The organism is Streptomyces sp. NPDC001714, from assembly GCF_042892755.1.
Lineage (GTDB): Bacteria > Actinomycetota > Actinomycetes > Streptomycetales > Streptomycetaceae > Streptomyces.
On the sequence record NZ_JBIAUL010000037.1, the window covers coordinates 47,885 to 67,072 of the forward strand.

At 69.5% G+C, this 19,188-nt stretch carries 17 protein-coding genes and 3 pseudogenes; 11 read left to right on the forward strand and 9 right to left on the reverse strand.

The window, feature by feature from the left end; translation table 11 throughout:
* Positions 1–78 precede the first annotated feature (78 nt).
* From ACFY0P_RS48945 to ACFY0P_RS48965, 5 genes and pseudogenes are all read right to left on the reverse strand, one after another.
* A complete protein-coding gene (locus tag ACFY0P_RS48945; protein ID WP_388928987.1) occupies positions 79–1,434 on the reverse strand; it encodes an ABC transporter substrate-binding protein in 1,356 nt (451 codons plus the stop codon).
* A gap of 89 nt (positions 1,435–1,523) precedes the next feature.
* Complete coding sequence (locus ACFY0P_RS48950; protein WP_388928988.1) at positions 1,524–2,285, reverse strand: DeoR/GlpR family DNA-binding transcription regulator; 762 nt, start codon at positions 2,283–2,285, stop codon at positions 1,524–1,526.
* A 478-nt stretch (positions 2,286–2,763) separates the two neighbouring features.
* Positions 2,764–3,984 (reverse strand): metallophosphoesterase, encoded by a 1,221-nt coding sequence (locus ACFY0P_RS48955; RefSeq protein WP_388928989.1) that lies wholly within the window; start codon positions 3,982–3,984, stop codon positions 2,764–2,766.
* A gap of 224 nt (positions 3,985–4,208) precedes the next feature.
* Entirely contained in the window at positions 4,209–4,973 is a 765-nt protein-coding gene (locus ACFY0P_RS48960; protein ID WP_388928990.1) for an SDR family oxidoreductase, read from the reverse strand.
* A 252-nt stretch (positions 4,974–5,225) separates the two neighbouring features.
* Positions 5,226–5,477, reverse strand: a pseudogene (locus ACFY0P_RS48965) (monooxygenase family protein); the annotation flags it as partial.
* Between ACFY0P_RS48965 and ACFY0P_RS48970 the strand changes: the two are divergent.
* On the forward strand, positions 5,385–5,924 hold the full coding sequence (locus ACFY0P_RS48970; protein WP_388929004.1) for a hypothetical protein: 540 nt from the start codon (positions 5,385–5,387) through the stop codon (positions 5,922–5,924). The pseudogene ACFY0P_RS48965 and the gene ACFY0P_RS48970 overlap by 93 nt on opposite strands.
* A gap of 146 nt (positions 5,925–6,070) precedes the next feature.
* Here the strand turns inward: ACFY0P_RS48970 and ACFY0P_RS48975 are convergent, their stop codons facing one another.
* On the reverse strand, positions 6,071–6,763 hold the full coding sequence (locus ACFY0P_RS48975) for a TetR/AcrR family transcriptional regulator (protein WP_388928991.1): 693 nt from the start codon (positions 6,761–6,763) through the stop codon (positions 6,071–6,073).
* Between the two features lie 109 nt (positions 6,764–6,872).
* On the opposite strand from ACFY0P_RS48975, the gene ACFY0P_RS48980 reads away from it, so the two are divergent.
* Complete coding sequence (locus ACFY0P_RS48980; protein ID WP_388928992.1) at positions 6,873–7,433, forward strand: hypothetical protein; 561 nt, start codon at positions 6,873–6,875, stop codon at positions 7,431–7,433.
* A gap of 46 nt (positions 7,434–7,479) precedes the next feature.
* On the opposite strand, the gene ACFY0P_RS48985 is transcribed toward ACFY0P_RS48980, so the two are convergent.
* A complete protein-coding gene (locus ACFY0P_RS48985; protein ID WP_388929003.1) occupies positions 7,480–8,325 on the reverse strand; it encodes a helix-turn-helix domain-containing protein in 846 nt (281 codons plus the stop codon).
* Between the two features lie 83 nt (positions 8,326–8,408).
* Here ACFY0P_RS48985 and ACFY0P_RS48990 point away from each other — a divergent pair, with 83 nt between their 5' ends.
* Positions 8,409–9,227: a phytanoyl-CoA dioxygenase family protein gene (locus ACFY0P_RS48990; RefSeq protein WP_388928993.1), complete on the forward strand. Its 819-nt coding sequence runs from the start codon at positions 8,409–8,411 to the stop codon at positions 9,225–9,227.
* A complete protein-coding gene (locus ACFY0P_RS48995) occupies positions 9,224–9,499 on the forward strand; it encodes a hypothetical protein (RefSeq protein ID WP_351485970.1) in 276 nt (91 codons plus the stop codon). Before ACFY0P_RS48990 ends, ACFY0P_RS48995 begins: the two co-directional genes overlap by 4 nt.
* Positions 9,500–9,561: 62 nt before the next feature.
* Here the strand turns inward: ACFY0P_RS48995 and ACFY0P_RS49000 are convergent.
* Together ACFY0P_RS49000 and ACFY0P_RS49005 are read right to left on the reverse strand one after the other, a co-directional pair.
* Positions 9,562–9,723, reverse strand: a pseudogene (locus tag ACFY0P_RS49000) (RICIN domain-containing protein); the annotation flags it as partial.
* A 231-nt stretch (positions 9,724–9,954) separates the two neighbouring features.
* Entirely contained in the window at positions 9,955–12,186 is a 2,232-nt protein-coding gene (locus tag ACFY0P_RS49005; protein WP_388928994.1) for an alpha-L-fucosidase, read from the reverse strand.
* Positions 12,187–12,619: 433 nt separating this feature from the next.
* On the opposite strand from ACFY0P_RS49005, the gene ACFY0P_RS49010 reads away from it, so the two are divergent.
* The 7 genes and pseudogenes from ACFY0P_RS49010 to ACFY0P_RS49040 form a co-directional block, all read left to right on the forward strand.
* The gene (locus ACFY0P_RS49010; protein ID WP_388928995.1) at positions 12,620–13,684 is read left to right on the forward strand and encodes a sugar ABC transporter substrate-binding protein; all 1,065 of its coding nucleotides are present in this window, start codon (positions 12,620–12,622) and stop codon (positions 13,682–13,684) included.
* A gap of 43 nt (positions 13,685–13,727) precedes the next feature.
* Positions 13,728–15,290, forward strand: a complete 1,563-nt coding sequence (locus tag ACFY0P_RS49015) for a sugar ABC transporter ATP-binding protein (protein ID WP_388928996.1) — start codon at positions 13,728–13,730, stop codon at positions 15,288–15,290.
* Complete coding sequence (locus ACFY0P_RS49020) at positions 15,283–16,326, forward strand: ABC transporter permease (RefSeq protein ID WP_388928997.1); 1,044 nt, start codon at positions 15,283–15,285, stop codon at positions 16,324–16,326. Before ACFY0P_RS49015 ends, ACFY0P_RS49020 begins: the two co-directional genes overlap by 8 nt.
* A gap of 95 nt (positions 16,327–16,421) precedes the next feature.
* Positions 16,422–17,765: an L-fuconate dehydratase gene (locus ACFY0P_RS49025; RefSeq protein ID WP_388928998.1), complete on the forward strand. Its 1,344-nt coding sequence runs from the start codon at positions 16,422–16,424 to the stop codon at positions 17,763–17,765.
* Complete coding sequence (locus tag ACFY0P_RS49030; protein ID WP_388928999.1) at positions 17,758–18,660, forward strand: amidohydrolase family protein; 903 nt, start codon at positions 17,758–17,760, stop codon at positions 18,658–18,660. Before ACFY0P_RS49025 ends, ACFY0P_RS49030 begins: the two co-directional genes overlap by 8 nt.
* Positions 18,651–19,088: an RbsD/FucU domain-containing protein gene (locus tag ACFY0P_RS49035; RefSeq protein WP_388929000.1), complete on the forward strand. Its 438-nt coding sequence runs from the start codon at positions 18,651–18,653 to the stop codon at positions 19,086–19,088. The genes ACFY0P_RS49030 and ACFY0P_RS49035 overlap by 10 nt, the downstream gene beginning before the upstream one ends.
* Positions 19,085–19,188: pseudogene (locus ACFY0P_RS49040) on the forward strand (Zn-dependent alcohol dehydrogenase); the annotation flags it as partial. The gene ACFY0P_RS49035 and the pseudogene ACFY0P_RS49040, both read left to right, overlap by 4 nt.

Genomic DNA, 19,188 nt, shown 5'->3' on the forward strand with positions numbered 1-19,188 from the left:
GGAGAGTTCCTCTGCCGGTGACAGCGGGGGTGGGGGAGCGGTGCCCGGCCGGCGCGGAGGCCGGCCGGGCGGTGACGGTCACCGGTAGTTCTTGGCGACGTCCTCGGCGAGCTTCTGGCCGTCGTCGAGCGCCTTGTCCACGCTGGTCTTGCCGGCGATGGCGGCGGAGATCTCCTGGGTGACCTTGGTGCCCAGGTCCTGGAACTCGGGGATGGCCACGTACTGGACGCCCACGGTCGGCCGGGGCTGAGTACCCGGGTCGGCCGGGTCCGCCTGCTCGATGGACTTCAGGGTGATGTCACCGAACGCCCCGGCGGCCTTCTGGTACTGAGGGATCGCGTACGTGCTGGCCCGCTTGCCGGCCGGGACACGCGACCAGCCGAGCTTCTCGCCGACCAGGTTCTCGTACTTCTTGCTGGACGCCCACAGCATGAACTTCGAGGCCGCGTCGGCGTTCTTCGTGGTCTTGGGCATGGCCCACGCCCAACTCCACAGCCAGCCGCTGCTCTTGGTCTCGGCGGTCGGCGCGTAGGCGTAGCCGACATGGCCGGCGATCTTGCTGGTGCTGGGGTCCTCCAGCGAACCGGCCGCGCTGGTCGCGTCGTACCACATCGCGACCTTCTTCTGGCTCATGGCGTTCAGGCACTCGGTGAAGCCGGACTGCGCCGCTCCCGCCTCGCCGTGCTTCCTGACCAGGTCGACGTAGAAGTTCGTCGCCTTCTTGAAGGCCGGGCTGTTGACCTGGGCCTGCCAGTCCTTGGTGAACCAGGTGCCGCCGTAGGTGTTGACCACGGTCGTCAGCGTCGCCCCGAGCTCACCCCAGCCGGCCAGGCCGCGCAGGCAGATGCCCCGCATCCCGGGCTCCGCGCCGTCGACCTTGGCCGCGATGTCGGCTATCTGCTGCCAGGTCGGGTGCTCGGGCACCGTGACGCCCTTCGCCTTCATGACGTCCTTGTTGTACATGAGGAAGGACGACTCGCCGTAGAACGGCAGGGCGTAGAGCTTGCCGTCGGAGCCGGACAGCGAGGTGACCATCGGCTTGAGCAGGTCGGCCGAGTCGAAGGCGGCGTCCTTGTCGGCGTAGGAGCTGAGCTCGTGCAGCCAGCCGTTCTTCTGCCAGATCGGCACCTCGTAGGCGCCGATGGTGGCGACGTCGTACTGGCCGGCCTGGGTGGCGATGTCCTGGGTGACCTTGTCGCGCAGCTCGTTCTCGGGCAGGACCGTGAAGTTGACCTTGATGCCGGTGTCCTTCGTGAACGTGCTCTTCGTCAGCTTCTGGATGTCCTCCATCTGCGGGTTGCCGACCATCAGCACGTTGATGCTCTTGCCGTCGCCGCCGGAGGCGGAGGTGCCGCCCGCTCCGCTGCAGGCGGCCAGCAGCGAACCCGCGGCCGTGGCGGTGAGGAGGACATGGATCATTCTTCGTGTGCGCATGACTGACTCCAACGAGGGGTTTCTAGGGCGTGCGGAACCAGGGCCCCGGCCTTACGGGGTGGGATGGGGAGTTGAACGTGCGTTGCGGCTCAGGCCTGGATGACCTGGGGACCCAGCAGGGCGTACCGGCGGGCCTCGGACGAGTGCAGCCCCGTGTCGGTCACGATGGCTTCGAAGTCCGTGACGTTCGCGAACCGGCAGAAGCTCACGGCGCCGAACTTGGTGTGGACGCCGGAGAACACCCGGCGTTTGGCGATACGCATGACCTCGGCCTTCACCTCGCTGACCGAGGGATCGGGAGTGGTCAGGCCCCACTGGCGTGAGATGCCGTTCGCGCCGACGTACGCCAGGTCGATGACGAAGTCGCTGAGCATGCGGCGCGCCCAGTGGTCGACCGTGGCCAGCGTCCCGCCACGCACCCGGCCGCCGAGCAGCAGGACGGTGATGTTCTCGGCCGAGGCCAGGTCACCTGCGGTGGCCAGCGAGGAGGTGACCACGGTCAGCGGCCGGTCGCGGGGGAGGGCGGCCGCGATGAGCTGCGGCGTGTAGCCCTCGTCGAGGTAGATGGTCTCGGCGTCCCCGAGCAGCGCGACCGCGGCGGCCGCGATCCGGGATTTCTCGGGAATGTGTTCGGTGGTGCGGAAGGCGAGTGTGGTCTCGAAGCCCGCGCTCTCGACAGGGTGGGCACCGCCGTGGGTACGGCGGACCAGCCCGTGTGTCTCCAGGAGGTTCAGATCCCGTCGCACCGTTTCCTTGGACACCCCGAGGTCGGCGGCGAGCCTGCCGACATCGACGGATCCCGAACGGCGTGCGGTTGCCAGGATCCCGCGTCTTCGTTCCTCGGCGTCCACGGCGGCACCTCCGTTTCACGGCTCTGTTCCATGCCTCTGCGCGTCGTGCCCGCGCCGGCTGATTGCGCGGAGTCCGGCCCGATCGGGCTCCGGTGGCCAAATTTGTACAAGGCGATGGCGCGTACTGACCAGCTTCGACGAGGCGCAGTTCATGACCGAATGTGCCCGCTTCCCGGAGGGCGAAGTGCCTGGACGGCGCGGTGGAGCGCCCCATGGCAGGGAACCGCGTTGCCCGCTCCCTGACCGGCGATCGCCCGTTCGCCGCCCGTATGTCACCGCGGCCCCGGGGAAACCGGCCGGTGCCGAGCGGTGCCGCCCATTGATCGCGGCCCGGCTCCGGCGGGGCAGCCGCCGTCCTCGGCCACGGGCACGGACGCAGGACCGGCGGTGGCCTCCGGCCCCCGTACGATCTTCAGGTCTTCCTCATGCGTAAGACGCGGCCACCCATGGCTCGTTGGAGCCTTCGGCCCACGCGGTGCTACGGCGAGGTGGGCAGGTGGGGGGAGCGGAGTACGAGCAGGGTGATCTCGCTGGGGGCGAAGACGCGGAACGGCGGGCCCCAGAAGCCGGTGCCGCGGCTGGTGTAGAGGCGGGTACGGGTGCCGTGGTGGCTGAGGCCGGCGAGGGCGGGCTGGTCGAGGCGGACCAGGTGGTGGAAGGGCCAGATCTGGCCGCCGTGGGTGTGGCCGGAGAGCTGGAGGTCGACGCCGTGGGCCGCCGCCCGGTCGACGAACTTGGGCTGGTGTGCCAGGAGCAGGACGGGCAGGTCGGGGTCGGCGCCGTCCAGGGCCCCGGCGAGATGGGCGCGGTGGCCCGCCAGGCCGGAGGACTCGGCGGTGACGTCGTCCACGCCGGCGACCACGAGGGTGTCGCCCCCGCGTTCGAGCAGCAGATGGCGGTTGCGCAGCGGCTCCCAGCCCAGCTCGTCCATCAGGTCGACCCAGCCCTGGGCCTCGCTGTAGTACTCGTGGTTGCCGGTGACGTAGACACGGGCCCGGGTCGCCCGCACGGTACCGAGCGGGACGGCCTGGGCGCGGCGGCGTTCGGCCGTGCCGTCCGCGATGTCGCCGGTGTGGCAGACCAGGTCGGCCTCCAGGGTGTTCACCGTCTCGCACACCCGTGCCGACCAGCGGGTGCGATCGAGCGGGCCGTAGTGGGTGTCGGTGATGAGGACGACGCGGAGGCCGTCCAACCCGGCGCCCAGACGCGGGAGTCGCACGTCCAGCCGGCGCACGCGAGGCACGCGGCGGGCCTCGGCGTATCCCCAGACGAGCAGCACGGCGGCGGTGCCGAGGACGGCCCACGTGACGATACGGGCCCGGTCCTGACTCTCGCCGACGCCGGCCACGGTCAGAGCGAGCCGCAGGAGGACGCCGAGCAGAACGGACCAGGTGAACAGGGTCCAGCTGGCGCCGAGCAGGGTGTCACCGACGATCGCAGCCCGGTCCTGCTGGCGCCGGCCGTGGCCGCGCACCATCGCGAGCGGCATGCCGACGAGGCCGAGGGCGAACAGGGCGGTGCCGACCAGCGAGACGGGCAGCGGCCAGTGCTGGCCGGCGTACAGGAGCACCCCGCAGGGCACGGCCCACAGCAGGACGGGGGCGATCAGGGGGATGTAGCGCATCAGGCGGTGCAGCCGGCTCTCCCGCGGAGCTCGCGCATCGCTGTCGGCGGGTCGGGTGTCACTGGTGTCGGTCACACTTCCCCATCTCTGACCAGGCTGACCTCTCACGCACTGTATCCGGACCGACGGGCCTCACGGCACGCGGGCGACGCCGACGGGGAAGCCGCTCGGTTCCCGGGCGGGAGCCGGTCAATCCTTGTACCACCTGGTCGCGGTGACCGGCCCCGGATCTGTCGCGCCTCGGACTCGGGTGCCGTACCCGGGCCCGCTGCCGTTGGGACCCCGACGGCAGACTGGTGTCACAGGGCCGTCCCCCCGGAGGCGTCGATGCACTGCCCCGTCACCCAGCGGGAGTCCGAGGAGGCGAGGAAGGCCACGATGTCCGCGATGTCCGCGGGTTGCCCCATCCTGCCGAACACGGAGAGCGCGGCATGCTGCGCCTCGGCCTCGGGCGTCGCCCAGCGCTTCCGGTTCAGATCCGTCTTGACGAAGCCCGGTGCCACGCAGTTCACCGTGATCTGCCTGCCCCCCAGTTCCTTGGCGAGCGTGTGAGTGAGAGCCTCCAGGGCCGCCTTGGCCATGGAGTAGGCGAGGGAGGACGGGAGGGCGACACGGGTGGCCGCCGAACTGATGTTGATGATGCGGCCGCCCTCGCGCAGTAGCGGAAGTCCTTCCTGCACGAGAAACAGCGGTGCCCTGGCGTGTACGGCCATGAGCCGGTCGAAGTCCTGCGGGGTCACCTCGAGGACACCGCCCCCGATGTTGAAGCCGGCGTTGTTGACCAGGACGTCCAGCGCGGTCGGCTCGCCCAGTGCGCGCAGGCCGGCATCGAGCCGCTCGTACACCGCCCGGATGCCGTCGGGCTCGTCGAGCGGACCGAGCACGGGGAAGGCGCGCCCGCCGGCATCGGTGATCAGCGCGACGGTCTCACGGGCCGAGGACTCGTCACTGCCGTAGTGCACGGCGACGAGCGCGCCGTCCGCCGCGAGTCGGCGGGCGATGGCCCGGCCGATCCCCCGCCCGGCACCAGTGACCAGAGCCGTTCTGCCGTTCAGCGTTCCCATAGGGCCCCCATGTCATCACCGGTACACGTCTCGCCCGACCAGGCGACCTTGCGATCTCCGGCCAGCAGTGATCCCATTCTCTTTCGCCACTGCACCAAAAGGCGCCTGACGGATGAAAACCCAGGTCAGGCGCCTTCTCCCAGGCGTCCAGAAGAAGCCCGGCCTCTTCGGCGAGTACGTCTTGGTCCGCCGTACTCGGGTGCACCGCGGTGCGGGGCGGTTCGGTGTGAGCGACCCTCGCGGAGCGGACGCCTACCTCTCTGCCGCCCTCAGACGCTGGGCCGCCGTGTCGCCGCGCCGGCCGACCGGTACGACGCCTGTCGCGGCGCCGAGGCCGTACGCGGGCATGTCGACGTACACCGATTCGTAGGAGCCTGCCGGGACGATGAACGTCTCGTGCCAGATACCCACATGACCCTTCCCGGCACGTGCTCGTCGGTTGAACGCCGTCCATGCGGGCCGGTGTTCCTTGTCCTGCTGGTGGGCGTAGGCGAGGAGCCGTTCCTCGTCGGCGCCGACGGTGTGGCCTTGCGACTGGTCGAGGTCAAGGGCGCCTCCCGGTCTGCGCAGGAGCATCTCGTCGGGCATCTCCTGCGGCATCTGGAGACCTGGCCGCAGCCGCGGCCCGACGAACCGGTCTCCGACGGTGTGCCGATCGTCAACCATCAGCACAAGCTGCACCCGGCGCAGCGGACGGCGGCGGTGTACGCGCGACCAGAGTTCGTCGCCTCGCTCGACTCGCTGCCTGTGACGGTCATCAGCACAGTGGAGCTTTCAACTCGTGGCGGCCGGGGGCTGGACGGCGATGCGCACGGCCGCGCTGGGAGGCGCGGCCGCGACCGCACAGCCGGCGACGCCAGTGAATCCGCCGCAATCGCCACCCGCTCAGCGGCGCCGATGGTGGAGCGGCGGACGGCACCAGCAGCGGCAGGTGGTGGGGCCACCGGCTGAAAGGCGCGACCGGGGGTCCTTTTCGTGCTGTGCCCGCCCAACCGGCCCCTGCGGTCCGCGCCGTAGCCCGGGGGTCCCTGCGCGCCTTCCACTCCGGCCATGGACCGCGCCTCGGCCCACTCGGCGCTCAGCGCGGCCGGTCGCGGTTACGCGCTGGGGGGCGGCGAGCACGCGATGTCGGAGACCGGCGTGACCGCCGAGGAGACCTGACCGGATGCGGAGGCGGTGCGCTCGTCCTGCCCGCGGGCGGTGTGGATCCGCAGCAGTCCTTCGATGCCGCGCAGCAAGGTCTCGCCGGCCAGGACGGGGTCGCCCAGGTAGCCGGCGCTCATCGCGCCGTCGCGGAGCATGACGAAGTGGCGCCCGGCGTGCTCGGCCTGCGCGGCCGTGATCTCGGCGAACAGGCCGGTGATCGTCTGAAGGAACCATTCGCGGTGTTGCACGACGGCACGGTGGACCGGGTGGCCGGGATCGGGGAATTCCGCTGCCGCGTTGAGGAAGGCGCATCCGCGGTAGCCGGGCGAGCGGATCTGCTCGACCAGGGACGCACCGATGCCCCGCAGGACGCCGTCGGCCGGCACGTCGGCGGCCGTCAGCGAGCCGATCTGGGCGCGGATCGCCTGGTCGACGCTTCCGATGTAGGCCACGGCCAGGTCTTCTTTGCTGCGGAAGTGGCGGTAGAAGGTGGCGTTGGTGACCTTCGACTCGGCGACCAGACGGTCGACGCCCACCGTGTGGATGCCCTCCGCGTAGAAGAGCTGCCCGGCGGTCCTCAGGAGCCGTTCCCGGGCCTCGGAGACTCGCCTGCCGGTGCCTGCGCCGGCTTCCGTCTTTGCCATGCGTCCATTGTAGAGGGTAGAACGCTCTCTCTTGTTTTCACGGAGGGGCTGTGCCAGGCTGCCGCCAAGAGAGAACGTTCTCTCTGCTTCGCAGACACTGGAGAACCCCATGGCATCCACCACTGCCTCCGCCGAGCCCATCGGTGCCCTGCCCGCCCTGCGCCGGCTGTACGTCGTCCGCTTCGTCTTCGCCGCCGTGTGGGCCGCGCTCCTGCTGGTGTCCGGCTCCGAGCTCACCGTCGGCGCCAAGCTGCTGCTCTTCCTCTATCCCGCCTTCGACGTGGCCGCGGCCGTCGTCGACGCCAGGTCGGCGCGCGCTGCCGGGCCGGTCAAGGGCCTGTACGCCAACATGGCCGCCAGTGCGCTCGCCGCCGCCGGTGTCGTGTTCGCCAGCACCTCGGGCGTCGCCGACGTGCTGCGCGTCTGGGGCGCGTGGGCGGTCGTCTCCGGCCTCATCCAGCTCCTCGTGGGCGTCGCGCGACGCCCGATGGGCGGCCAGTGGGCCATGATCCTCAGCGGCGGCATCTCCGTCCTCGCCGGTGCGAACTTCATCCGAAGCGCCACGCAGGACACCCCCTCGCTGGCCGCCCTCGCCGGTTACGCCACGCTCGGCGGGATCTTCTTCCTCGCCTCGGCGATCCGCCTGTCCCGCTCGATCCGCAGGAGCTGAGGGCCCTGGCGGACCGGGAACGCCGTGCTCGGGCCGAACGGATCCGTCAGGGTCGGCTTCGTGTACGTGCCTCGCCGGGCGTGAGGGAGCTGTCCGCCGGCCCCGGTTGCGGTCCTCGGCCGTCCGGCTCCGCGGGGGCCGCCGCACGTACGTCACGCGGGCTCGCGCCGAGTTCGCGGCGGCAGGCCTTGTTGAAGGCCTGGAGATCGGCGATGCCCACGGCCGCCGCTATGGCGGTGATGGACAGGGTGGAGGACAACAGGAGGTGGCGGGCGCGTCGCAGGCGCCGGTGCCGGATGTACGACACGACCGTGAGGCCGGTTTCCGCACGGAACACTCGCGTCAGGTACGTGTGGGAGATTCCGACCGCACGTGCGACGTCCGGTACGGACAACGGGCCGGCCAGGTGTTCCTCGATGTAGGCCTGTGCGGCGGCCACGAAGGGGTGGCGGTGCCCGGCTGCCTCGCCCCTCGGCAATTCGGCGATGCGCCACAGAGCGGTCCAGACCTCGGCCGTGGCTCGCCGGGGACAGGTCGGCATGGCCGTCACGGCGTGCCGGAGCAGATCGGCCAGGCGTGTGCTCTCGGCGGCGGCGTCCTGCATCACCGGCAGCACCCGCGCCGTTCCGCCGTCGTGCAGGCGTAGATGGACGTAGAGATGCTCCGACCTGCCCCGGTAGTCGAAGCGCACCTCGGTGTTCGGCGGCACCAGGCTGACGTGGCCGGGGCGTATGGGGTGGACCGACTGCCCGAGGGACAGGGCACCCTCGTAGTTGTAGAGGTGCAGCTGCCACAGGTCGGGCAGCCGGAAGACGTCGTGGGCGGTGGAGACGCCGTGCACCCCGATGCCTGCGTTGACCACGGTGGGCGACTCGTCGAGCCGTAGTGTCACGTGTTTCACGAGGGTGGAAAATTACCAGCACTGGAGGATTTCAGCCCACGACCTATCCGCCCGGGGCACGTACGTTTCATCGCATGTCAACCAGCAAACAACTCCTGACATCGGCTCAGGTGGCGCGCTTCGTCGCGCAGGGATTTCTGCGCCTGGACGGGGTGGTGCCGCAGGAGATCAACGAACGGGCCGTCGCGGCCTTGACCGAGGGGCTGCCGGAAGTGTCCTACGGCACTCCGCTGGGCGCGGCGTTCACGCCGGACACCTTCGTCCACGAGCTGCTCGCCCTGCCGGTCGTGGCAGGCGCCGTCGAGAGCCTGGTCGGCCCCGAGCCGACCGTCGACCACCACGCGGTTCATGTGCGCGAGCCGCACGAGGGACAGGCGCAGCCGCTCCACGGGGACGCGATCATCGATGTGCGGCCGGATGCGTTCGACATCCAGCTCATGTACTACCCGCACGAGGTGACCGCCGAGATGGGTGGCACCCTCAGTGTGCCCGGAAGCCATCTGCGCAGGATCAACGAGACGGACGTCGGCCGGGTCCAGAACCTCAGGGGGCAGACCCGTCTGACCTGCCCGGCGGGGACGGTTGTTCTCGTGCACCACGGCATCTGGCACAGTGGCCGCCGCAACGACACCGCGGGCCGTCGCTACATGTACAAACTCCGCCTCAACCCGACCGTGCCGCAGGTGCGTCTGTGGGACCTCTCCGACCTGCACGATCCTGCGGTGACCGCGGAACTCGACACGTACTTCCCCTGGTACGAGCAGGCCACGGCCCGACTGGAGATCTACAACCGGGTACTGCTGTGGCGGGCCCTGACCGGTGACGACTCGTTCGATGTCGAGTACTGGGTCACACGCGTCAGCAACCGGCCGGCCCTGAGGAGTCACGCATGAGGCAGCAGGTTCTGGTCCTCTATCTCGCGACGTCGGCGCTGGACTCCGACGTCGTGGGCTGGTCCCGCTACGACGGGACCGGCCGTACCCGTCCGACGACCGGCGACAGCGACGAGCCGCCCTATGCCACAGGGCTTGCCGCGCTGCACGACGGGTGGCGCCTGTTCCAGGCCTCCCAACTACTGCCGCCCCAGCCCGGCCACGAGTACGACGTCTCCTTCCTCAAGCACGAGTTCTTCTTCGAGAAGGTGGAGGACGGCTCTGGCCCGTGACCCGGGGCCGGCCACTCGGGCAAGGAGGCGACCGTCAGCGGCGACGGTCGGAGGGCGACCAGCCGCCACTGCTGGTTGGTTCCCTCGCCAGCCGGCCACTGGATCACCTTGGCTCCGTTGGCCGCCGATCCGCCCTCCACGTCCACGCACAGGCCGTTGCGGAGGGTGACGGCCTCGTAGCCTAAGGCGCCCTGTCCGGAGGTGTAGGTGCCGCGCAGGTTCAGGTAGCCCTAGCCGCCGGGGACGGTGGCGCGCGTGGTGAAGCTCATGCTGCTGGGAACCCCGGTGAGTGCGGTGTCGGCGCGCAGCGTGGTGTCAAAGGGGGACTCCTGTGTCCGGTCGGCCGTGCGTGGTGTGGGGGAGCGGAGCGGTGACCCGTCGTCGTCGTGACCCACCGCCGCCCGGTCGACTTGGAGCGGAATCCGGGCGGCGGCGGGGGTTCGCGGGGAAAGGGATCAGACGGCCGTGAAGGACCACAGCAGGTTGGAGCTGCTGCCGTACGTCCACTGCTTGGTGACGGAGCCCGAGGAGACGTTGCCGCCGCCGTCGAGGACCAGGCCGGTGGTGCGGTTGGCGATCGAGTAGCTGTTGCCGCCCCGGGGGGTGATCTTCCACTGCTGGTTGCTGCCGCCGTTCCAGGCGGCCTGTCGGGCTACGGAGCCGTCCGCGGTGGCGCCCCAGCCGTCGGCGACCATGCCGTTGGTGCGGTTGACCAGCTTGTAGTAGCCGCCGCCCACATCGACCGCCTGCCACTGGAGGTTGGAGCTGCCGTTCCAGGTCCACTGCTTGAGGTCCGATCCGGAGGCGACGTTGCCACCGCTGTCCAGGGCGAGACCGTCGGTGACGTTGGTGAGCCGGAAGTACGTCGACGGGTTGAACTGGACCCTCAGCGAGGTGATCTGATCGTTGTTGCCGGTGACCCTGAGGTCGGGGTTGTCGGCGGTGAACGTCCAGGCGGTGCCGGTGAAGTTGTCACCCGAGTAGCCGATCACCTGGTAGCCCGGGGCCGGACGGAGGGAGGAGATGCTGCTCGTGCCGACTCCCGCCGCGGTCAGGTCGGCCGCGTTGTGGTCGCCGAGGGCGAACGTGGCCGAGCTGCCGGTGTAGTTGACGTCCGCGAAGGCGGCGGCCCCGGCGAGCGGCGTCATGGCCGGGATGGTGCCGGAGAAGGAGAGCTTCAGGACGTAGGCGTTGGCGCTGTACGGCGCGGAGGACGGCAGGGTGACCGTGAGGCCGGAGGCGCTCTGGGTCGGCGTCGGCAGGTCGATGTAGGTGCCGGCGGTGGAGCCGAGGAGCTTCACCGAGGCCAGCGAGGACAGGTTGATCTGGTTCGAGCTGAGCGTCTTGATCGTCAGCGAGCTGCCCGGCCAGCCCAGGACGGTGGCGTACAGGACGTTGTTGTCCTTGTTGCGGGTGAAGCGGATGTCCTGCGCCGTGCCGGCCGTCGGGTTGGTGAAGGAGCCGCCGCCCATCTTCGTCGGGCCCTCGCCGTACACGCTCCACGCGCGGGTCGAGTAGATCGACTCGCCGAAACGCTTCAGATGGTCGCCTATGCCGAGCAGGACGTCCTTCTGCGCCTGGGGGATGGTGCCGTCGGCCATCGGCGCGATGTTCAGCAGCATGTTGCCGTTCTTGCTGACCCGGTCGATGAACGAGTGCAGCATCTGCTGGATGCTGTAGTAGCCGATGCCCTGCGTGTAGCACCAGCTGGAGCTGGAGATGCTGTCGTCGGTCAGCCAGTACGGTGTGGTGATGTCGGCCGGACCGCCGCGCTCGTAGTCGAAGACCTCGCCCTTGTTGTCGAACCCGTCCTTGTAGGTGGCGACTACCTCACGGCCCCAGCTGTTGGCCTGGTTGTAGTAGTACGACAGGAAGTTCAGGCGCTGCGTCTCGTCGACGGCGTCCAGCTTGAAGTCCTGCCACAGGATGTCGGGCTGGGCGCGGTCGACGACCTCCTTGAGCTTGTCGTACCAGAGCTGGTTCTCCGCGGCCGAGCCCAGCTGCCCGTAAAGCTTCTTCAGGCTCGGGTCCGTCTGGGCCGGGGCGTACTGGTAGAAGCCGTTGAAGTGGTACGCGTGGTGCATGGCCACCAGCAGTTTGAGGCCCTTGGCGCGAATGGCCGTGGAGAAGAGCTGCAGCAGGTTCAGCCCCGGGCCCTTGTTCACCGAGTTCCACTCGTTGACCTGGCTGTCCCACATGGAGAAGCCGTCGTGGTGCTCGGCGACCGGGCCGGCGAACCTGGCGCCCGCGTCGACGAACAACTGAGCCCACTCGTTGGGGTCGAAGTTCCCGCCCGCCGACTTCAGCTTCGGCGCGAACTTCACGAAGTTGCCCGCCAGGTCCTGCGCCCCGTTGATGAAGTTGTGGTACGGCCATGCCGAGGGCTGGCCGTAGGTCGCGATGTGGTGCTGGTTGGCGTTGCTGCCCGCCTGGTACATGTTGCGCGGGTACCACTCGCTGTCGTAGGCGGGGACGCTGAAGACGCCCCAGTGGAAGTAGATGCCGAACTTGGCGTCCTGGAACCACTCCGGGGCCGGCGGGTGCTGGTCGACCGAGTTCCAGTCGGGCGTGTACGTGCCGGGCGCCGCCTGGGCGATCCCGGCACCGAACACACCTCCGACAACGGCCGCCGCGGCGACGCACGTCGCACCGGCCAGGAAGTGGCGTCTGCTGATCGAACTCGACATGGAGACATCCCTGGTGCAGAAGGGGACAGGGGATTGGGGGCGCCGTTTGTTACGCATGAAGGTCCGCCATGTCTCCCTGGGATGTCAACCAGTGTGCAGGGATGAAAAGGGCTACAGGGCAAGGTAGTTGAACATATATACGGCCGGTTTGTTGCGATTTGTCACTGGCTAAACATCGCATGTCTGTCAGAACCTCGTGACCGATGCGAATGACCTGAACGCAATAATTGATGGGATGGATCTTGCCCCCGTGACGCCATCCGCTCTCGTCTCGGGCGGGTCGTGAGCTGGCACTACGCACATCCTCCGATCGCAGGGGTAGACAGGAGGTCGCGGGCGCGCCTATAAACATCCCATCTCTTCAGCACGGCGATACACAGATGTCGTCGAGGCGAAACAACTCCCGCTACGGGACCGGCGCGAGGAAGCACCGATGAGACTCAGAACCGCCCTCTGTTCCGCCGTCTCCGCCCTGTCCGCCCTGGCTCTGCTCAGTGCGTGCAGCAGCAGCTCCACCACTTCGGCGTCGTCGGGCGACAAGCCGCTGGTCGGCGTCGACTACCCGCGCTCCGACACCGACTTCTGGAACTCCTACATCAAGTACACGCCCCAGTACGGCAAGCAGCTGGGCCTGGACCTGAAGACGACCAACTCGCAGAACGACGTCGCCAAACTCACCGCCAACGCACAGACGTTCATCAGCCAGGGCGTCAAGGGCATCGCCATGGCCCCGCAGGACACCGCCGCCATCGCGCCCACCCTCGCGCAGCTGGAGGCGAAGAAGATCCCCGTCGTCACCGTCGACACCCGCCCGGACAGCGGCAAGGTGTTCATGGTCGTGCGCGCCGACAACCGCGCCTACGGCGAGAAGGCCTGCCAGTACCTGGGCACCAAGCTCGGCGGCAAGGGCAAGGTCGTGATGCTGGAGGGCGGCCTGGACTCCATCAACGGCCGTGACCGCACCGAGGCCTTCAACGACTGCATCAAGAAGAACTACCCGGGCATCAAGGTGTTCGGCGAGGCCACCAACTGGGACGGCGCCGTCGCCGCCCAGAAGCTGCAGACCGACCTGACGGCCAACCCGGACATCAAGGGCGTCTACATGGAGTCCAGCTTCGCGCTCTCCGGCACGCTCCAAGTCCTCAAGCAGAAGGGTCTGTTGGTGGACCCGAAGGACAAGAAGCACGTGTTCGTCGTGTCCAACGACGGCATCCCCGAGGAGCTCAAGTCCATCGCCGAGGGCAAGATCGACGCCACGGTCTCCCAGCCGGCCGACCTGTACGCAAAGTACGCCCTGTACTACCTCAAGGCCGCGATCGACGGGAAGACGTTCAAGCCCGGCAAGACCGACCACGACAGCACCATCATCCAGGTGCGCGAGGGCGTGCTCGAGGACCAGCTCTCCGCCCCGCTCGTCACCGCCGACGGTGCCACCTACGGCGGCGTGCCCAGCGTCAAGAGCGACGACAAGTCGCTGTGGGGCAACAACCTCGGCTGATTCGTCTTCCGGAACAACAGCCCACGAGATCAAGGCGGTTGAGATGAGCGACGGGGAGCGAGCAGCCACCCCCGCGCCCGCCCCGGCGGACGACGGGCGGGCCCCCTCGGACCCGCCCGTCGTCGAGGCGACGGGCATAGTCAAACGATTCGGACCCACGGTGGCCCTGAACGGCGCCCGGATCACCATCAGGCCCGGCGAGACCCACGCGCTGGTCGGCCGCAACGGAGCCGGCAAGTCGACCCTCGTGTCGGTCCTCACCGGCCTGCAGGCCCCCGACGAGGGAACGGTGACCTTCGGCGGCGAGCCGGCCCCCCGGCTCGGCGACCGTGACGCCTGGCGCCGACGCGTGGCCTGCGTCTACCAGAAGTCGACGATCATCCCCACGCTGACCGTCGCCGAGAACCTCTTCCTGAACCGGCAGCAGCACGGCCGGAACAGGCTGATCAGCTGGCAGAGCGTGCGCCGCGGCGCGCAGGACCTGCTGTCGGCCTGGTCGGTGGACGTCGACCCGCAGACCCCGGCCGGTGATCTGAGCGTGGAGCAGCGGCAGTTCGTCGAGATCGCCCGCGCGCTGTCCTTCGGGGCCCGGTTCATCATCCTCGACGAGCCGACCGCCCAGCTCGACGGGGCGGCCATCAACCGGCTCTTCGACCGCATCCGCGACCTGCAACGCCAGGGCGTGACCTTCCTGTTCATCAGCCACCATCTCCAGGAGATCTACGAGATCTGCGACATGGTGACGGTGTTCCGCGACGCCCGGCACATCGTGACCGCACCGGTCGCGGAACTGCCTCGCACCGACCTCGTCGCCGCCATGACCGGCGAGGCGGCGGCCGACCGGCGCGAGGAACGCACGAGCGCCCTCGACTCCGGTGCCACGGCCGCACTGAACGTTCACGCTCTGCGGGGCGACGCGTACGACGACGTCAGCTTCCAGATCGGGGCCGGCGAGATCGTCGGCCTCGCGGGAGCCGCCGGCAGCGGTCGTACCGAGGTCGCCGAGACCGTCGTGGGACTGCGGGCGGCAGCGGCGGGCGAGGTGGAGATCGCCGGGAGCCGGCCCCGGCCGGGCAGCGTGCCCGCGGCGCTCGCCGCAGGCGCCGGGTTCGTCCCCCAGGACCGGCACCACCAGGGCTTCGTTCCCGACATGTCGATCGCGGACAACGCCACCCTGTCGGTTCCCCGCAGGCTCGGCCAGGGCGGGTTCCTCAGCCGCAGCCGCCGGGACCGGCTCGCCGAAGGCTTGATCGAGAACCTCGCGATCAAGACTCCCGGCCCCGAACTGCCCGTCTCCGCCCTGTCCGGAGGCAACCAGCAGAAGGTCGTCATGGCCCGCGCCCTCGCCGACGACCCCCGGCTGCTGGTCCTGATCAACCCGACCGCGGGAGTGGACGTGCGCTCCAAGGAGTTCCTCCTCGGCAAGGTCGAGGAGACCGCGGCCACCGGCACCGGAGTGCTCATCGCCTCCGACGAACTCGACGACCTGCGCATGTGCGACCGGGTCCTGGTGATGTTCCAGGGCCGTGTGACCTCAGAGATCGCCCGCGGCTGGCACGACCACGACCTCGTGGCGGCGATGGAAGGAGTGGACCTCGATGCCTGAAACCGTCCTCGCGGACACCGCCGCCGCCAAGGGCGCGGAGCCGGCGCCCAAGCGGACCGTGCTGCTCGGCGGCCGGATACCCCTGGCCCGCCTGCGCGACCTCGCGCTCGTCCCGGCCATCGTGGTCATCGCGATCGTCGGACAGATCGTCAACCCGGTCTTCCTGCAGGCCGACAACCTCATCAACGTCCTGCAGACCATGTCCGAGATGGCCCTGCTGGTCCTGGCCCAGACGATGATCCTGATCGTCAAGAAGATGGACCTGTCGCTGGAGTCCACCATGGGCCTCGCGCCCGGCGTCGCGGCCTGGCTGGTCGTGCCGGTCGGCGCGGGGCACGGACTCGGACTGCTCCCCGGCGCGTGGTCCGTTCCCGTCACCCTGGCCGTGGGCGCGCTCGTCGGCGTGATCAACGCCCTGCTGATCATCCGCTTCGGCCTCAACGGCTTCATCGTCACCCTCGGCATGCTGATCGTGCTGCGCGGAGTCCTCACCGGCATCTCCGGTGGCCAGACCTTCTTCCAGCTGCCGCCGTCGATGCTCTACCTCGGCACGGCCGAATGGTTCGGGATGCCCGCGTCCATCTGGGTCTGCCTGGTGCTGTTCGCCGTTGCGATCGTGGTGCTCGGCTGGACCAGCTTCGGGCGTTCGCTGTACGCCATCGGCGGCAACGTCGACGCCGCGAAGGCGGCCGGTATCCGCACCGACCGGGTGCTGTGCATCGTCATCGTCACCGGCAGTGTCCTCGCCGCCCTCGCCGGGCTGATGCTCTCCGGACGCCTGGCCTCGGTGGCCTCCGCGCAGGGCAACGGCTACATCTTCACCGTCTTCGCCGCCGCCGTCATCGGCGGGATCAGCCTCAACGGTGGCAAGGGCACCATGTTCGGGGCCTTCTGCGGCATCCTGCTGCTCTTCATGATCCAGAACGTGCTCACGCTGGCGGGCGTCCCCGCGCAGTGGATCGGCGCTCTCAACGGCCTGATCATCCTGGTCGCCCTCGCCATCTCGCGTATCACGGGCGGCAAGGTCCAGGAGTGAAATGGCGGGCGTCCAGGACGCCCGCCGTCCTCCGCCGCACCCCCATCTCGTCGCCAGGGGTCGTCTCGCCCCCGCACCTCACAGGAGTTGCCGCCATGTCATCCGCCCTGTCCTCTTCCCAGGCATCCCCGGCCTCTGCCCGCATCACCGCCCTGGATGTGCTGGACGTGCGTTTCCCGACGTCCGAGCACTTGGACGGATCGGACGCGATGAACCCCGAGCCCGACTACTCCGCCGCCTACGTCGTCCTGCGCACCGACGCCGGCGACGGACTGGAGGGCCATGCCCTGGCCTTCACCACCGGCCGCGGCAACGATGTCCAGGCCGCCGCCATCGCCGCTCTCGCCCCGTACGTGGTGGGCCGGTCGGTCGAGGAAGTCTGCGCCGACCTCGGCGCGTTCTCCCGCTCCCTCGTCCACGACCCGCAACTGCGCTGGCTGGGCCCGGAGAAGGGTGCCATGCACATGGCCACCGGCGCAGTCGTCAACGCCGCCTGGGACCTGACCGCCAAGCGGGCCGGCAAGCCCGTGTGGCGCCTCCTCGCCGAGATGTCGCCCGAGGAGCTGGTCGCGCAGGTCGACTTCCGCTGGCTGTCCGACGCCCTCACCCCCGAGGAGGCCCTGGAAATCCTCAGGCGCGCAGAGCCCGGCCGCGCCCAGCGCATCGGCGACCTGCTCGACCGGGGCTACCCCGCCTACACCACCACCCCCGGCTGGCTCGGCTACTCCGACGAGAAGCTGTCCCGCCTGGCCCGCGAGGCCGTCGCCGACGGCTTCACCCAGATCAAGCTGAAGGTCGGCGCGGACCTGGAGGACGACATACGGCGTATGCGCACCGCGCGCGAGACCGTCGGTGACGGCATCCGCATCGCCGTCGACGCCAACCAGCGATGGGACGTCCAGGCCGCGATCGACTGGATGCGTGCTCTGGCGCCCTACCAGCCGTACTGGATCGAGGAGCCCACCTCCCCCGACGACATCCTCGGCCACGCCGCCGTGCGCAAGGCCGTCAGCCCCATCAAGGTCGCCACCGGCGAGCACGTCGCCAACCGGGTCGTCTTCAAGCAGCTCCTCCAGGCCGGCGCGGTGGACATCGTGCAGATCGACTCCGCGCGGGTCGGCGGGGTCAACGAGAACATCGCGATCCTGCTCCTCGCCGCCAAGTTCGGCGTCCCGGTCTGCCCGCACGCGGGTGGCGTCGGCCTGTGCGAGATGGTGCAGCACCTGTCGATGTTCGACTACGTCGCCGTCTCCGGCACGACCGAGGACCGCGTCATCGAGTACGTCGACCATCTGCACGAGCACTTCGTCGACCCGGTGCGCATTGTCGACGGCCACTACCTTGCGCCGACACTGCCCGGGCTGAGCGCGCAGATGCACCAGGCTTCCCTCAAGGAGTACGCCTACCCCGACGGCCCCGTCTGGACCGCCCGTGTCTGAGGACCAGGCCCTCGTCGACGCCCACCACCACGTCTGGGACCTGGACGTCCGGCCGCAGCCCTGGCTGGACGAGCCGGGGCACGAGCCGATCCGCCGCGACTTCAGCCCGCACGCCCTGCGCTCGGCCGCGACCCGGCCGATCGCCGGGCGGCGACTGACGAGCACGGTGGTCGTCCAGTGCATCGCCTCCGTGCCCGAGACCCGCGACCTCCTCGCCCTGGCCGACCTCGACCCGCTGATCGGGGCCGTGGTCGGCTGGGCGGACCTGACGTCCCCCGCGATCGGCGACGTACTCGACGACCTGCGGACCGGGCAGGCGGGCCGGTACCTGCGGTCCGTACGCCACCTCGTGCAGGGCGAGTCCGATCCGCACTGGCTCGGGCGGCCGGACGTGGAAAGGGGGTTGCGAGCGGTCGGGGAGCGCGGGCTCGGATACGACGTGCTGATCCGCAGCGCTCAGCTCCCGCAGGCGATCCGGCTCGCGGAACGGCTCCCCGAACTGCCGCTCGTCCTCGACCACGCGGGCAAGCCGCCGATCGCACAGCGCGAACTCAACGACTGGGCACAGCAGTTGCTGATGCTGGCCAGGCATCCCCAGGTCCGCTGCAAGGTGTCGGGGCTGATCACCGAGGCGGACCACGAGAAGTGGACCGTCGACGACATCCGCCCCGTGTGGGACGTCCTGCTCTCGGCCTTCGGCCCCGACCGGTTGATGTTCGGTTCCGACTGGCCGGTCGCGAACCTCGCGGGCGGCTGGAACCGCTGGGCCGCCACCGTAGAGGAACTCCTGGACGGCTGTTCCGACACCGAGATCCACGCGGTGCTCGCCGGCACCGCGACCGCCTTCTACCACCTCGACCCCCGTCCCATGAAGGAGGTGACACCGTGCTCCTGACGGAACTGCTGCACCCCGGGATCCTCGAGTCCCTGGCCGGAGCCGGTCACGGCTCCCGTGTGCTGCTCGCAGACGGCCACTACCCCGCGAGCACCGCCACCGGCGAGCGCGCCCGGACCGTCCATCTCAACCTGGCCCCAGGCCTGCTGGACGTCACCACCGTGCTCGACGTCCTGCTGCGTGCCCTGCCCGTCGAGTCGGCGCACGTGATGGTGCCGCCCGAGGGCGAACCGGAGCCGCCCGCCATCGCCGAGTACCGCTCGATGCTGGCGCCCCTCCCGGTCGACACGCTCGGCCGCTTCGAGTTCTACGACGCCGCCCGCTCGCCCGACCTGGCGCTGGCGATCGTCACCGCCGACACCCGCACCTACGCCAACCTGCTGCTGACCATCGGCGTCCGCGCTGAAGGGACCCTGACGACACGATGACACTCGCCGTCCGTTACGTTTCCGCCCGCTCCCTGGACACGGCTCCCGCGATCGCCGTGCCGCCTGGTCCGGGTGAGGTGGAGCTGGCTCCTGCCTATGT

What these genes read in the sequence shown, in the direction of transcription:
- ACFY0P_RS48990 (WP_388928993.1), top strand. Translation starts at nt 8,409, where the DNA reads ATGTCAACCAGCAAACAACTCCTGACATCGGCTCAGGTGGCGCGCTTC.
- ACFY0P_RS48960 (WP_388928990.1), bottom strand. Translation starts at nt 4,973, where the DNA reads ATGGGAACGCTGAACGGCAGAACGGCTCTGGTCACTGGTGCCGGGCGG.
- ACFY0P_RS48995 (WP_351485970.1), top strand. Translation starts at nt 9,224, where the DNA reads ATGAGGCAGCAGGTTCTGGTCCTCTATCTCGCGACGTCGGCGCTGGAC.
- ACFY0P_RS49020 (WP_388928997.1), top strand. Translation starts at nt 15,283, where the DNA reads ATGCCTGAAACCGTCCTCGCGGACACCGCCGCCGCCAAGGGCGCGGAG.
- ACFY0P_RS49025 (WP_388928998.1), top strand. Translation starts at nt 16,422, where the DNA reads ATGTCATCCGCCCTGTCCTCTTCCCAGGCATCCCCGGCCTCTGCCCGC.
- ACFY0P_RS49015 (WP_388928996.1), top strand. Translation starts at nt 13,728, where the DNA reads ATGAGCGACGGGGAGCGAGCAGCCACCCCCGCGCCCGCCCCGGCGGAC.
- ACFY0P_RS49010 (WP_388928995.1), top strand. Translation starts at nt 12,620, where the DNA reads ATGAGACTCAGAACCGCCCTCTGTTCCGCCGTCTCCGCCCTGTCCGCC.
- ACFY0P_RS48975 (WP_388928991.1), bottom strand. Translation starts at nt 6,763, where the DNA reads ATGGCAAAGACGGAAGCCGGCGCAGGCACCGGCAGGCGAGTCTCCGAG.
- ACFY0P_RS48970 (WP_388929004.1), top strand. Translation starts at nt 5,385, where the DNA reads ATGACCCTTCCCGGCACGTGCTCGTCGGTTGAACGCCGTCCATGCGGG.
- ACFY0P_RS49005 (WP_388928994.1), bottom strand. Translation starts at nt 12,186, where the DNA reads ATGTCGAGTTCGATCAGCAGACGCCACTTCCTGGCCGGTGCGACGTGC.
- ACFY0P_RS48945 (WP_388928987.1), bottom strand. Translation starts at nt 1,434, where the DNA reads ATGCGCACACGAAGAATGATCCATGTCCTCCTCACCGCCACGGCCGCG.
- ACFY0P_RS48980 (WP_388928992.1), top strand. Translation starts at nt 6,873, where the DNA reads ATGGCATCCACCACTGCCTCCGCCGAGCCCATCGGTGCCCTGCCCGCC.